Annotated in this window: 11 protein-coding genes; 3 read left to right on the forward strand and 8 right to left on the reverse strand. The window is 67.0% G+C overall.

The annotated features are described in order from the left end of the window. The first annotated feature begins 71 nt into the window (after positions 1 to 71). Both ACYJSS_RS19975 and ACYJSS_RS19980 read left to right on the forward strand, forming a co-directional pair. Positions 72 to 1034 carry a GlxA family transcriptional regulator gene (locus tag ACYJSS_RS19975; protein WP_236205567.1) on the forward strand — a complete coding sequence of 321 codons (963 nt, stop codon included), beginning with the start codon at positions 72 to 74 and terminating at the stop codon, positions 1032 to 1034. Positions 1035 to 1187: 153 nt separating this feature from the next. After that, positions 1188 to 3386 (forward strand): OsmC domain/YcaO domain-containing protein, encoded by a 2199-nt coding sequence (locus ACYJSS_RS19980; RefSeq protein ID WP_236205566.1) that lies wholly within the window; start codon positions 1188 to 1190, stop codon positions 3384 to 3386. Between the two features lie 139 nt (positions 3387 to 3525). Here the strand turns inward: ACYJSS_RS19980 and ACYJSS_RS19985 are convergent, their stop codons facing one another. The 4 genes from ACYJSS_RS19985 to ACYJSS_RS20000 form a co-directional block, all read right to left on the reverse strand. Further along, entirely contained in the window at positions 3526 to 3963 is a 438-nt protein-coding gene (locus ACYJSS_RS19985; RefSeq protein WP_111263242.1) for an EF-hand domain-containing protein, read from the reverse strand. Positions 3964 to 4155: 192 nt separating this feature from the next. After that, on the reverse strand, positions 4156 to 5502 hold the full coding sequence (locus ACYJSS_RS19990) for a glutamine synthetase family protein (RefSeq protein ID WP_236205605.1): 1347 nt from the start codon (positions 5500 to 5502) through the stop codon (positions 4156 to 4158). A 531-nt stretch (positions 5503 to 6033) separates the two neighbouring features. After that, positions 6034 to 6420, reverse strand: a complete 387-nt coding sequence (locus tag ACYJSS_RS19995) for a helix-turn-helix domain-containing protein (protein WP_371921722.1) — start codon at positions 6418 to 6420, stop codon at positions 6034 to 6036. Continuing rightward, positions 6317 to 6766 carry a GNAT family N-acetyltransferase gene (locus tag ACYJSS_RS20000; protein ID WP_111263244.1) on the reverse strand — a complete coding sequence of 150 codons (450 nt, stop codon included), beginning with the start codon at positions 6764 to 6766 and terminating at the stop codon, positions 6317 to 6319. The genes ACYJSS_RS19995 and ACYJSS_RS20000 overlap by 104 nt, the downstream gene beginning before the upstream one ends. 384 nt (positions 6767 to 7150) lie before the next feature. Here ACYJSS_RS20000 and ACYJSS_RS20005 point away from each other — a divergent pair, with 384 nt between their 5' ends. Next, positions 7151 to 7519 carry a hypothetical protein gene (locus tag ACYJSS_RS20005; RefSeq protein ID WP_111263245.1) on the forward strand — a complete coding sequence of 123 codons (369 nt, stop codon included), beginning with the start codon at positions 7151 to 7153 and terminating at the stop codon, positions 7517 to 7519. Between the two features lie 27 nt (positions 7520 to 7546). Here the strand turns inward: ACYJSS_RS20005 and ACYJSS_RS20010 are convergent, their stop codons facing one another. The 4 genes from ACYJSS_RS20010 to ACYJSS_RS20025 all read right to left on the reverse strand — a co-directional run bounded on the left by ACYJSS_RS20010 (position 7547) and on the right by ACYJSS_RS20025 (position 12448). Beyond that, on the reverse strand, positions 7547 to 8653 hold the full coding sequence (locus ACYJSS_RS20010) for a YheT family hydrolase (protein WP_111263246.1): 1107 nt from the start codon (positions 8651 to 8653) through the stop codon (positions 7547 to 7549). Between the two features lie 230 nt (positions 8654 to 8883). Beyond that, positions 8884 to 10047 carry an FAD-binding oxidoreductase gene (locus ACYJSS_RS20015; RefSeq protein WP_111263247.1) on the reverse strand — a complete coding sequence of 388 codons (1164 nt, stop codon included), beginning with the start codon at positions 10045 to 10047 and terminating at the stop codon, positions 8884 to 8886. Continuing rightward, the gene (locus ACYJSS_RS20020) at positions 10040 to 11563 is read right to left on the reverse strand and encodes a phytoene desaturase family protein (RefSeq protein WP_236205565.1); all 1524 of its coding nucleotides are present in this window, start codon (positions 11561 to 11563) and stop codon (positions 10040 to 10042) included. The genes ACYJSS_RS20015 and ACYJSS_RS20020 overlap by 8 nt, the downstream gene beginning before the upstream one ends. 48 nt (positions 11564 to 11611) lie before the next feature. Continuing rightward, a complete protein-coding gene (locus ACYJSS_RS20025; protein WP_111263249.1) occupies positions 11612 to 12448 on the reverse strand; it encodes an enoyl-CoA hydratase-related protein in 837 nt (278 codons plus the stop codon). Positions 12449 to 12496: the final 48 nt, after the last annotated feature.

The following is a 12496-nucleotide window of genomic DNA, read 5'->3' on the forward strand; positions in this document are numbered from 1 at the left end:
TAGAGCGCGCGGTTGCGATAAGGTAGGTGCACAAATGACTAATACCATGCGACTTGCGCAAGAGAATCCCCATGCACGTCACGCTCCTGCTCGCCCAGTACAGTTCGCACGCCAGCGCCGCCCTGGCGCTGGAGATACTGGATGCGGCCAATCGCTTCGCCGCCCCCGCCCCCGCGCCATTCACCCTGAGCGTGGCTTCGCTGGACGGGCAGCCGGTGGCCAATGCCTCGGGTCGGACGATGGCGGTGGACGCCGCAATCGATGACGTGGCGCGAACCGACCTGGTGCTGATTCCCGGCTTCCTCTTCAGCCTGCGCGAGGCCCTGCCGGCTTTCGAACGGTATCGCCCCTGGCTGCGCCACCAGCACGGACAGGGCGCGGTCATCGCGTCGATGTGCACGGCCAGCTTCATGCTCGCCGACACCGGGCTGCTCGACGGCATCGAGGCCACCACCCACTGGGCCTTCGCCGACCTGTTGCGCCGTCGCTACCCGGAGGTCCGGCTGGACGAGCGGCGCATCCTCTGCGAGGACGGCCGCCTCATCAGCAGCGCCGGTGCCAGCGCGGCCATGGACCTGCTGCTGCACCTGATCCGCCGCTTCGCCTCGCGCGAGCTGGCCCAGCAGTGCAGCCGCTACCTGCTGATCGACGGCACGCGCAGCGAGCAATCGGTCTATGTCAGCTGGTCGATGCCGCGTGGCCATGGCGACGAGGCGGTGCTGCGCGTGCAGGACTGGATGGAGGCCAACTTCACCGCCCCCCTGGGCATCGACGAACTCGCCGCGCGCTTCGGTTTCGGCGTGCGCAACTTCAAGCGGCGCTTCAAGGAGGCCACCGGCTCCACGCCGCTGGCCTACCTCCAGGCCCTGCGCCTGGAGAGGGCCAAGCAGTTGCTGGAGACCACGCGCCTGGGCTTCGACGAGATCACCAGCCGGGTGGGCTACGAGGACAGCAACTCCTTCCGGCGCCTGTTCAGCCAGCGTGTCGGCATTTCCCCGGCAGCCTTCCGCAAGCGCTTTTTCCGGGCCTCATGACCGCGCCCCGGCCTCCGGGGGTTGACTTCCGTCGGGCGGACGGCTTCCATGCCGTCCCCCTGAAAGGCAGGCATCACGCGCCGCCCGGCGTAAACTGCCCGCCTGGCCACACCGCCCTCCTTCACCGCTCGACTCCTTACGCCGGTATCCCGCATGGAAATCAAGGTCAACTTTCTCGACAACCTCCGCCTCGAAGCCAAGTTCGACGACTTCACGGTGATCGCCGACCAGCCGATCCGCTACAAGGGCGACGGCTCGGCCCCGGGGCCGTTCGACTACTTCCTGGCCTCCTCGGCCCTGTGCGCGGCGTACTTCGTCAAGCTGTACTGCCAGACCCGCGACATCCCCACCGACAATATCCGCCTGTCGCAGAACAACATCGTCGACCCGGAGAACCGCTACGCGCAGATCTTCAAGATCCAGGTGGAGCTGCCGGCCGACATCTCCGAGAAGGACCGCCTGGGCATCCTCCGCTCCATCGACCGCTGCACGGTGAAGAAGGTGGTGCAGCAGGGCCCCGAGTTCATCATCGAAGAGGTGGAGAACCTCGACGCCGACGCCCAGGCCCTGCTGATCCCCACCCTCGACGGCCAGCGCACCTGCATCCCCGGCAAGGACCTGCCGCTGGAAGAGACCATCGCCAACCTCTCCGGCCTGCTCGCCGGGCTGGGCATGAAGATCGAGATCGCCTCCTGGCGCAACATCGTGCCCAACGTCTGGTCGCTGCACATCCGCGACGCCAGCTCGCCGATGTGCTTCACCAACGGCAAGGGATCGACCAAGGAAAGCGCCCTCGCCTCGGCCCTGGGCGAGTTCATCGAGCGGCTGAACTGCAACTTCTTCTACAACGACCAGTTCTGGGGTGAGGACATCGCCAACGCCGACTTCGTCCACTACCCGAACGAGCGCTGGTTCAAGCCCGGCCCGAAGGACGCCCTGCCGGCCGAGATCCTCGACGAACACTGCCTGGCGATCTACAACCCGGACGGCGAGCTGCGCGGCTCGCACCTGTACGACACCAACTCCGGCAACACCGCGCGCGGCATCTGCTCCCTGCCCTTCGTGCGCCAGTCCGACGGCGAGACGGTGTACTTCCCGTCCAACCTGATCGAGAACCTCTACCTCAGCAACGGCATGAGCGCCGGCAACACCCTGGCCGAAGCCCAGGTGCAGTGCCTGTCGGAGATCTTCGAGCGGGCGGTCAAGCGCGAGATCCTCGAAGGCGAGCTGGCCCTGCCGGACGTGCCCCAGGCCGTGCTGGCCAAGTACCCCGGCATCCTGGCCGGCATCCAGGGCCTGGAGGAACAGGGCTTCCCCGTGCTGGTGAAGGACGCCTCCCTGGGCGGTGAATTCCCGGTGATGTGCGTGACCCTGATGAACCCGCGCACCGGCGGCGTGTTCGCCTCCTTCGGCGCCCACCCGAGCTTCGAGGTGGCGCTGGAGCGCAGCCTCACCGAGCTGCTCCAGGGCCGCAGCTTCGAGGGCCTCAACGACCTGCCGCAACCGACCTTCGAAAGCCACGCGCTGACCGAGCCGAACAACTTCGTCGAGCACTTCATCGACTCCAGCGGCGTGGTGTCCTGGCGCTTCTTCAGCGCCAGGGCCGACTTCGAATTCGTCGAGTGGGATTTCTCCGGCCAGGGCGAGGACAGCAACGCCGAGGAGGCCGCCACCCTCTTCGGCATCCTCGAAGACATGGGCAAGGAGGTGTACATGGCGGTCTACGACGACCTCGGTGCCAACGCCTGCCGCATCCTCGTGCCCGGCTACTCGGAGATCTACCCGGTGGAGGACCTGATCTGGGACAACACCAACAAGGCCCTGCTGTTCCGCGCCGACATCCTCAACCTGCACCGCCTGAGCGACCGCGAACTGAAGTCGCTGCTGCGCAACCTGAACAACACCGAGGTCGACGACTACACCGACATCACCACGCTGATCGGCATCGAGTTCGACGACAACACCGTCTGGGGCCAGCTGACCATTCTGGAGCTGAAGCTGCTGATCCACCTGGCGCTGAAGAAATTCGAAGACGCCAAGGAACTGGTGGAAGCCTTCCTCCAGTACAACGACAACACCGTCGAGCGCGGCCTGTTCTACCAGGCCCTGAACGCGGCGCTGGAAGTGACCCTGGACGACGACCTGGACATGGCCGACTACGAGGCCAACTTCCGCCGCATGTTCGGCAACGAGCGCATGGACGCGGTGCTGGGCTCGCTGGACGGCAGCGTGCGCTTCCACGGCCTGACGCCGACCAGCCTGAAACTGGAAGGTCTGGACCGGCACCTGCGCCTGGTGGAGAGCTACAAGAAGCTGCATGCGGCGCGGGCCAGGGCAGCGGCAGCCAACTGACCGGGCAGCCGCAATACGCGAGCCTCGGCTTGCGAGGAGATGGGGTCGGTGGCCCCCGCGTTCGCGGGGGTGACGCGGCAGGAGCCGGCCATGGCCGAGGCGCTCGAAGCGCGTCGCCTGACCTCCCGACGACGCTCACTCAGGGCGTGGGGGCCTCCCCCCGGAAGCGCCGCAGCTCCTCGCGGGTCACCTTGCGGTCACCGTCCGAGTCCGCCAGCAGCATCAGTGCGACCGAGGCGTCCGCATACTCCTGCCCCGTCACCTTGCCGTCGTGGTTGGCATCCCAGTATTCCAGCGTCTTCTGCGCCACCGAGTTCAACACCGGTGCCGGCCAGGCCATGTCCGGACCGCTCTCGGCGACCATGTTCGCGGCGATCTCGTCCACGCCCACCACTCCGTCGCCGTCGCGATCGATGGCCGCGAAAGCCGCCGGCGCCGCGGCCTGCGCCTCCGCCACGGAGATCGCGCCATCACCGTCGGTGTCCTGCGAGCGGAAGATCGCCTCGACTTCGGCCGCCATCCCATGGGGGGTGAACAGCAGCAGGGCGAACAACAGGTACACGAGGGAAGAACGCATGGCGGGCCCATCCTTTGCCGAGGTGGCAGCCGGACGCCACAGGCACCCCGCTGGTGAGCGCTGGAATCTAGAGGCGCCATGGGCGGGGGGTCAATTAGCACACTCGCACTAGCCCAGGGCCGTGCGGGTCAGGAGCCGTTGTCGGGCGCCCGGCCCCTGTCCATCGCCTGGGTGACGCCCTGCCGCCTTCTCCTACAGGTACCAGCGGTATTCGTTCGCCCCGATTTCCTGCATGAAAGCCAGGTGGTCCTGCCGCTTGTTCTCGCAGTAGATATCGACGAACTCCGCCCCCAGTCCCTCGCGCAGTTCCGGCCGGTGCTGCATGGCGCGAGCCGCCTCGATCATGTCCTGCGGGAACGCGAGGCCGCCGACCTGGCTTTCCTCCGGCTCACGCTGGCGCTCCAGGCCGATCTCCATCCCGCAGAGGATGGTCGCCAGCACCAGATAGGGATTGGCGTCGGCACCGGCCAGCCGATGCTCGATGCGCAGGTTACCCGGGTCCGATTCTGGAATCCGCAGGCAGGCGTTACGGTCCTCGTAGCCCCAGCCAGCCCAAACCGCACCGCGGTAGCGGCGCAGGGCGTTGTGGTTCGGCGCGAAGACGGGCATGCAGTGGGGCAGCAGCTCCAGGCAACCGGCTACCGCATGCCGCAATGCCGACTGCCGTCCTGCCGCCAGCAGGTTGTCGCCCGCTTCGTCGTAGAGGCTGACATGTACGTGCATGCCGCTGCCCGCGTGCTGCAGGTAGGGCTTGGCCATGAAGCTGGCGCGGTAGCCATGCTTGAGCGCCACGCCTCGGGTGCTGCGACAGAACAGGGCCGCCCAGTCGGCAGCCCGCAGGCCGTCGGCGAGGTGGCTGAAATTGATCTCGAACTGGCCAGGTCCACGCTCGGCGGTGATGGCCGTGGCGTCGATACCCTGGGCCCGAGCCGTTTCGACCATCTCATCGAGCACGACTGAAAAGCGCGACAGGCGTTCGATGTGCATGTTCGGCTGGTCGTCCGCATCGCCCGTCAGCGGATCGCGAGGGAATTGCGGCAGGCCGTCGCTCAACTGGGCGGCGAACAGATAGAACTCCAGTTCAAAGGCCACCACCGGATGGATGCCCTTGCCCCGCAGGCGCGCCAGGACCCGCGCGAGCACCTCACGGGGCTCGAAGGCGATGGGAGCCTCGGTGCCCTCGGAAGTGATCAGCATCTGCCCCAGCGGCTGCGCTTCCCAGCCAACCCGCTTCAAGGTGCCGGGAACCAGGCGACGCCGGGCGTCGGGGTCGCCATCATTGAAGCAGTACCGGCCGATCTGGAACATCCCGCCCTGCGCCCCCAGCAACACACAGTTCTGCGGCAGCTTGAGGGCACTTCCGGCCGCCACCTTCTCGAGCAGCTCAACGGGATAGCGTTTGCCGTAGAAATGCCCCGGGATATCCAGGGAGATCAGATCGACATGGCGCACCTGCGGGTGCTGCGCACGAAAGGCGCGCACCTCGGCCAGCAGGTCGGGGCAGAGGGAGTCCACGCTTGTTTCTCCTTGGATCCGCATCAGGGGGTCCGGACAGGGTCCCGGGTCACCGGGTCCATCGAACGCCGCAATGCCGCCCAGGCTGAGGGAGCATTCGCCGCCCTCGGTGCCGACACGCTGCATCGGACGGACGCCACTCCAGCGCCCGTCGTCGGGCACGGACTGACGACATCGGCCCCAGCAAGGTTCATCGGCTCACCAGGGGCTGCGGCCTTGCCACGCGGTTCGTGCCAGGGACTCTGAGCGGCGGGGCTGGACGGCCCCTGCCCAGCGCTGCGCGGGTGTGGGTAGGCGTCGACGGGCGTAGCGATCGCCGCCGCCAGGAGGAAGGCAAGGCCCGTGAGCAGGCCTCGAGGCATGGAGTTCAACATGGATCACGTCTTCCCTGGGTAGCCGGGCAGGCCTGCGCAAGGTGCGAGGCTGGGCCCGATGGGTCGCACCGAGAATCCGCCGCTACTGCGTTACGAAGCTAGATGGCCAGGACGGCACGCCATAAAGAATGCGTAGAAACCGCCGCCAGCGGCCGACCCGTCAGGCGCCTGGGGCAACAGGTCAACTTGCATGGCGGGAGGCGGCTCTGAGCACCTCGCCCTGCACCCGCAGGTACTCCGACGGCGCCACGGCTTCCCATTGCCTGAACGCCCGCCTGAAGTTGGCCACGTCGCTGTAGCCGAGCAACTGGGCGATCTCCTCCACCGAGAGCCGCCCGGCCCTGATGCGCTCCAGGGCGAGCGCATCAGGGCCTCCTTGAGTACCTGCCTGAAGCTGCTGCCCTCGGCCAGCAGGCGGCGGTGCATCCGTCCCTGCCCCATCAGCCGGAAGGGAACCGTGCGGATCAGGAGCCGTTATCGGGCGCCCGGCGCCTTTCCGCCGCCTCCGACGGCCTGTACGCCATGCCCACCGAGCGCGGCGCGGTATGAACGAACCCGAACTGCGCATACAGGTCCTGCGCCTGGCCGTCTGCGATGAGGCTGACATAACCGCTCGCCGGAACATGGGCTTGGAGGTACGTCAGGATCTCGCCCATGATGCGTTTCCCCAGGCCCTTGCCCTGGTGCTCCTTGAGGACGGCGATGTCCACAACCTGGAAGAAACAGCCGCCATCACCGATGACCCGCCCCATCCCGACGGGCTGTTCCCCATGCAGGACCTGGACGGCGAAGAGCGTATTGGGCAGCCCCCGGGCCGCAGCTTCATCGGTCTTGCCGCTAAGGCCGGAACCCAGGCGCAGGGCCTGGTAGACCTGGACCGATGGGGTTTTCAGCAGGCAGGCATAGTCAGTCAATCGAGTCACCGTATTCGAGTTTGATAGGGCCGGTTCGGGCGCAGAGGCAAACAGAACCAGCAACTGGATGGCCCGCCGTCGACTTCAGCACGGAGCGTCGAAAAGGGTCCACGTTTCCTGATGACATATCGCCATCCATTCAGCTACTTTCCGTAAGTTAGGCACCGGAGCCAGCCAAAGGAATGCACGATATATGAATGCAGCTACCAGCAGGCCTCACGCCAAACCCAAAGCGCTCGCTGTAATTTCCATATCATGATGCCGCTCATAAGAATGGCATTGCTGGCAACCTACCATCGCCTGGCATTGGTGACATCGCCGGCAGATGAGTTTGCCTGAGACACCCTGACATCCCCCTTCAACCACAACGCCCCGGCGCTCGAAATGATCACGCATATTCCCGCTCTTGAGTTCATGCAACATCTGGCCGGTACGTACAGATCGCTCGATGATGCAGCTCTATTGCAGATAACGCGCTCGGGACACGGCCAGATGATTGAGCTCCGCATGAGGGACAAGGTGCAAATGGCTGGAGTTGTTGGTGCCGCTGGCCAATCTGTTGAGCTGTTTGCTCTGTTCGGTTTCCCTAACGTTATCCACTTGAGCGGGCAACTTAAGTCGAAATCGGATATTGCATTCGAAGCTTCGGATCTTCCGGTAAACCTGCTGCTTTCCCGTGATGGATACACCCTTACTCTCACCATATCTTTCGGCGGCACACCACGCACTCAGCATGTGCTGAAGCGTGTCTAGCTCAAGCTGAACCGGGCCGCGTAGCGGCTAGCGCCGGGCTTGCACGTCCACCGCCCGGAGAAACTCGGCCGCCAGGTGATGCGCCCACGAGCGCGCGGTGAAGCCGGCGAGGTAGGCGCAGTGGCTGCCCCGCCGGGTGACCGCCAGCACGGTCCTGGGCATGCGTGCCATGGCGTGCTGGTGGTCGCGCACGTTGCCCACCACGCACACCGGATCATCCTCGGCGTTGAGCACCAGCAGCGGGATGCTCACCGTCTCCATCACCGTGATCGGGTTGCAGCTCTCCAGGTAGGCCTGCTGGCTGGGGTAGCCCGCGCACTCGTACAGGTGGCGGTGGAACTCATCCAGGCTCTGCGCGCCCTCCAGGGCGGCCAGGCTGGGCAGGTGCGCCAGTGCCTCGCGGTTGGGGGTGACGAACTGGCGCACCAGCTTGCGCGCCATCAGGCGGGTGTAGGGCGCGCGCGAGCGGGCGAAGGCCACGCGGATGTCGTAGCCCGGGCAGTAGGCGAAGGCGCCGCGCAACGGTGTCGCCTCGCCCTCCTCGCCCAGGTAGCGGATCAGCAGCCCCGTGCCGGCGGAAATACCGGCGGCGTAGAGCGGCGAGCGGGGGTAGCGCTCGCCGATCAGGCGCAGCTGTTCGCGCAGGTCCGCCGTGTCGCCCAGGGTGTTGAAGCGCGGGCTGGTCAGCGGCAGCCGGCCGTGGCCACGGCGCTCGCAGAACACCACGCGCCAGCCGGTGAGCCGCTGCAGGTCCCGCACGAAGCCGCGCATGCTGTGGGGCGAGCCGGTGATGGTGTGCAGCACCACCAGGGTCGGCACCTCCGCCGGCAGCTCGGCGCCGAGCCAGTGCAGCGCCGTGGTGCCGCCATCGGCCATGCGCAGGGTGTCGACCCGGTCGTAGGCCAGGCGCGGGGCGAAGGCCTTCTTCAGGCCCAGGCCAAGCAGTTGCAGGTGGCCGTTGAACAGCCAGGGCGTCGCCCAGAAGCGCCGGGTGAGGCGCGGCACCTGGGCGATCAGCGCCTGGTTCTCCGGGTTGGCCTGATAGACCAGCTCCGGCTTGCGCGCCGCCGTACGCAGGTAGTGGGCGCCGAGCCCGACCGCCAGCACGGGCAAGGCGGTGATCCAGATCGACATCGGAACTCCTCAATCAGAAAGAAACCTGCCCGGCATGGGCCCATGCCCGCTCAGGTGCACAGCTGGGCCCGGAGTATCTTGCCGATGGACGGCTTGGGCAATTGCGCGCGGCACCCGATGCGCCTGGGCACCTTGTAGGCGGCCAGCCGCTCGACGCCCTGCGCGCGTCCGGGGCGAACGCCGCGAGGTTGCCGGCGAGCGGCCCGCGATGACGAGCCGCCCGCGCCGCGTTACAGCAGGATTTCGATGTCCCCGGTGGGGAACGCCACGCAGGCATAGATCCAGCCGAAGTCACGGTCGGACTGGCGCAGATGCGCCTCCTGCGGGTTGAACACGTTGCCTGCCACCAGCTTGACCCGGCACAGGCTGCACTCGCCCGAGCGGCAGGCGTTCTCCACGAAGTAGCCGTTGCGCTCCAGGGCATTGAGCAGGGGCTCGCCGACCTGGCTGCGGAAGCTGCCACGGCCGCGCACGGTGACCTGCACCTCATCCTCCAGCGCCACGCCCGCCGGCCAGCCGGCCTGCTCGTGCGGAGTCTTCGGCGCACCGTTGGCCTCGACCCGGATGCGCCGCCGGGCCACGCCCAGCTCGCCGAGCAGTGCCACGCAGCTGTCGTTGAACGGCGTCGGCCCGCAGATGTAGTACATCCGCTCGCCGACCTCGCCCAACAGCGCCTGGAGCGTCTCCAGGGTCAGGCGACCGCTGTGCCCGGCATAGTCTGCCGGCGGGCGCGAGATGACTTCGCTGAGGGTGAAGTTGGCATGGCGCGCGGCCAGTTCGCGCAGCTCCTCGGCGAAGATCACGTCGTCCACATGGCTGTTCACGTAGACCATGTGCAGGCGCTGCGGCGGCTGGCGGTCGAGGATGTTCAGCAGGATGCTGCGGGCCGGCGCCGCGCCCGAGCCACCGGCGAGGAACACCAGGTCGTCGCCATGGAACAGCGGGTTGTGGTGGAAGGTGCCCATCGGCCCGGAGCTGGTCAGGCGCTGCCCCACGCTCACGCCATCGAGCAGGTAGTGGGAGACGAAGCCGCCCTGGGCCCGCTTCACCGTCAGGTCGTAGTGCATGCGCTGCAGCGGCGAGGAGGACATGGCGTAGGGCCGGGCCGTGTGCACGCCGTCGATCTCGACGAACAGGTTGACGTACTGCCCCGCCTGGAATGGCGGCAGCGGCTGGCCGTCGGCCGCCACCAGGCGCAGGGTGCGGGTGCTCGGGGTCTCGTCGATGATCTCGGCCACCTCCAGCGCCAGGCGCTTGGGGTGCAGCTGCACCACGGTGCTGCCCACCTCGCCGCGCACTTCCTGGAAGTCGCTGCCCCCCTCCTCCAGCGCCAGCTTGGCGGCGAAGGCCTCGGCATAGCCGGCGATCGCGTTCAACGGGTTGTGCTCAGGCATGGGCCACCTCTTTCTTCGCCTTCAGGTGCTTGAGTACGGCGCGGGCGGTGGATTCGCCGGCCATGTAGGTGGGCTGGAAACCGCCCATGGAGGTCCAGGCGCCGGCCATGTACAGGCCCGGCGCCGCGTCCAGGCGCTCGCGCAGCAGCGCCGAGTCCTGCGCGCTCTGCTGGAAGCCGTAGATGGCGCCGCCGGGCGTGTTGAGGTAGCGCATCATGGTCAGCGGCGTGGCCACCTCGACCTCTTCGATGTACTGGCGCACCTTCGGGTAGACCTTCTCGATCACCGCGATGAGCTTCTCGGCGAAGGCGTACTTGGTCTGCGCGTAGTCTTCCGGCTTCACCGACTTCCACACATCGCCGTATTGCAGGCAGACCAGCACCACCTGGCTCTTGCCCTCGGGGGCGGCGCTCGGGTCCTCCAGGTTATAGCAGGTGAGCATGCCGCCCAGCGGCGGCTCCAGGCTGCCCATGCGCGCGTGGATCTGCTCCTCGTCGAGGGTCTCGTAGATGAAGCTGGAGGCGGTGGTCACCCCCAGCTCCTGCGGCGTGCAGTCCAGGCCGAGGTAGATGACGAAGGCCGAGGTGCCCATGCGCCGAGACTTGAAGTCCTGCCGCACCTTCGACGGCGGCTGCGGCAGGTCGAGCAGCTCGTTGAAGGTGATCAGCGGGCTGGCGTTGGACACCACCGCGTCGCACCCGACCCGCTCGCCGCCTTCCAGGGTGACACCGCAGACGCGCCCCTCCTCGGTGTGGATCCGCTCCACGGCGCAGTTGAAGCGCACCTCGCCACCCGCTTCGAGGAAGGACCCCACCAGCGCGTTGGACATGGCCTGGGAGCCGCCCTTGATGTGCCAGGGTTTGAACACCGCATAGGCGTAGAGCATGGTCGCCAGGTCGGCGAAGGGCAGCATGCTCGGCGGCACGCCGAGGTAGAGCCAGTAGGTGGCGAGGATGTTCTTCAGCTTGGCGTCTGCGAAGAACTCGTCCAGCACCTCCCGCGCCGGGCGGAAGCCGTACTGCACGTAGTACGGGCACAGCGACTTGAGCATCGCCTCGCTGTTGCTGCGGCTGGCCTGCGGCAGGGTCATGAAGCTTTCCAGGGTGACCTTCTCGCACACCAGCATGAAGCGCTCGATGGCCTCGCTTTCGGCGGGGTACATGCCCTGCAGCAGGCGGCGGATGCCCGACCAGCTGGCCGGCAGGGTGACGTCCAGCTCACCGGGCACCACCAGGCGGTACAAGGCGTGCTCCTGGATGAACTGGACCTTGTCCAGCACCCCGAGCTTGTCGAAGAACGTCCGCATCACGAACGGCTTGTCCTCGGTGCCCAGGCCGCTGAGCTGGTGCAGCGCCACCTCGAACTCGAAGTTGCCGCGCACGAAGGAGGTCGCGCAGCCCCCGGGAATGTTGTGGCGCTCCACCAGCAGGGTGCGGCTGCCGCCCCGCTGCAGCGCAGTGGCGGCGGTCAGCCCGGCGTTGCCGGCGCCGATCACCACGGCGTCGTAATGCGTCATCGATCACCTCGAACTTATCAACGATAAGATTGGGTTGGAAAAAAGGCCTCAGAAGGTTTCCTGCAATTCGAGCAGGTCGGGGAACTGCGCCGGCGTACCCGCCGCCCGCGCCCCCACCGAGCGCAGGATGTCCTGCCCGCTGAGGATGGCGCTCTGCAGCAGGACGGTGTGCTGCAGGGATTCGTAGACGCCGTGGTCACGGCTGTAGAGCATCGCGCGCTTGATCCCGTTGATCGCCACCGGCGGGCGCTCGGCGATCCTGCGGGCGGCGGCGAAGGCCCCCTCCAGCAGCGCCTCGGGCGTGGCGAAGAGCTTGGCCAGCAGGCCCAGGCGGTAGGCTTCGGCGGCGCCCAGGGTGTCCCCGGTCAACGCCAGGTAGCGCGCCACGCCGGCCGGGATCAGCCGTGGCAGGCGCTGCAGCACGCCCAGGTCGGCCATCATGCCGACGTTGGTTTCCTCGATGCGGAAGGTGGCCGCCTCGCTGGCGAAGCACAGGTCACAGGCGGCGATCAGGTCGAAGCCACCGCCGATGCAGGCGCCCTGCACCGCCGCGATCACCGGGAAGCGCGCCTGCTCCAGGGCATTCAGCGCCCCCTGCATGCGCTCCAGGTTGACCTGCAGCAGCTCCCGCTCCTGCGGGCTGCTGGCATGGAATTCCTTGGCCGTGGAAAACATCTGCATGTCCAGGCCGCCGCAGAACGTCTTGCCCTGCGCCGAAATGACCAGCGCCCGCACCTGGCCGGAACGGCTCAGGCGCCCTACCGCTTCCGGCAGCTCGCTCCAGAAGGCCCGCGTCAGGCTGTTGGCCTTGTCGGGGCGATTGAGTTGCAAGTGGGCGACACCGCTGTCGATGCTGAGCGCGAAGCACGCATATCTTGAATCCATGGGATGCACCTCGGGGCTGAATGTTAGCGATGCTAAGATTTAAATCTT

This window comes from Pseudomonas sp. No.21 (assembly GCF_054558415.1).

Bases quoted from the DNA above. Each gene is read 5' to 3' on its own strand.
- ACYJSS_RS19975 (WP_236205567.1), top strand. From the start codon at position 72: ATGCACGTCACGCTCCTGCTCGCCCAGTACAGTTCGCACGCCAGCGCC.
- ACYJSS_RS19980 (WP_236205566.1), top strand. From the start codon at position 1,188: ATGGAAATCAAGGTCAACTTTCTCGACAACCTCCGCCTCGAAGCCAAG.
- ACYJSS_RS19985 (WP_111263242.1), bottom strand. From the start codon at position 3,963: ATGCGTTCTTCCCTCGTGTACCTGTTGTTCGCCCTGCTGCTGTTCACC.
- ACYJSS_RS19990 (WP_236205605.1), bottom strand. From the start codon at position 5,502: ATGCGGATCCAAGGAGAAACAAGCGTGGACTCCCTCTGCCCCGACCTG.
- ACYJSS_RS19995 (WP_371921722.1), bottom strand. From the start codon at position 6,420: ATGCGCAGTTCGGGTTCGTTCATACCGCGCCGCGCTCGGTGGGCATGG.
- ACYJSS_RS20005 (WP_111263245.1), top strand. From the start codon at position 7,151: ATGATCACGCATATTCCCGCTCTTGAGTTCATGCAACATCTGGCCGGT.
- ACYJSS_RS20010 (WP_111263246.1), bottom strand. From the start codon at position 8,653: ATGTCGATCTGGATCACCGCCTTGCCCGTGCTGGCGGTCGGGCTCGGC.
- ACYJSS_RS20015 (WP_111263247.1), bottom strand. From the start codon at position 10,047: ATGCCTGAGCACAACCCGTTGAACGCGATCGCCGGCTATGCCGAGGCC.
- ACYJSS_RS20020 (WP_236205565.1), bottom strand. From the start codon at position 11,563: ATGACGCATTACGACGCCGTGGTGATCGGCGCCGGCAACGCCGGGCTG.
- ACYJSS_RS20025 (WP_111263249.1), bottom strand. From the start codon at position 12,448: ATGGATTCAAGATATGCGTGCTTCGCGCTCAGCATCGACAGCGGTGTC.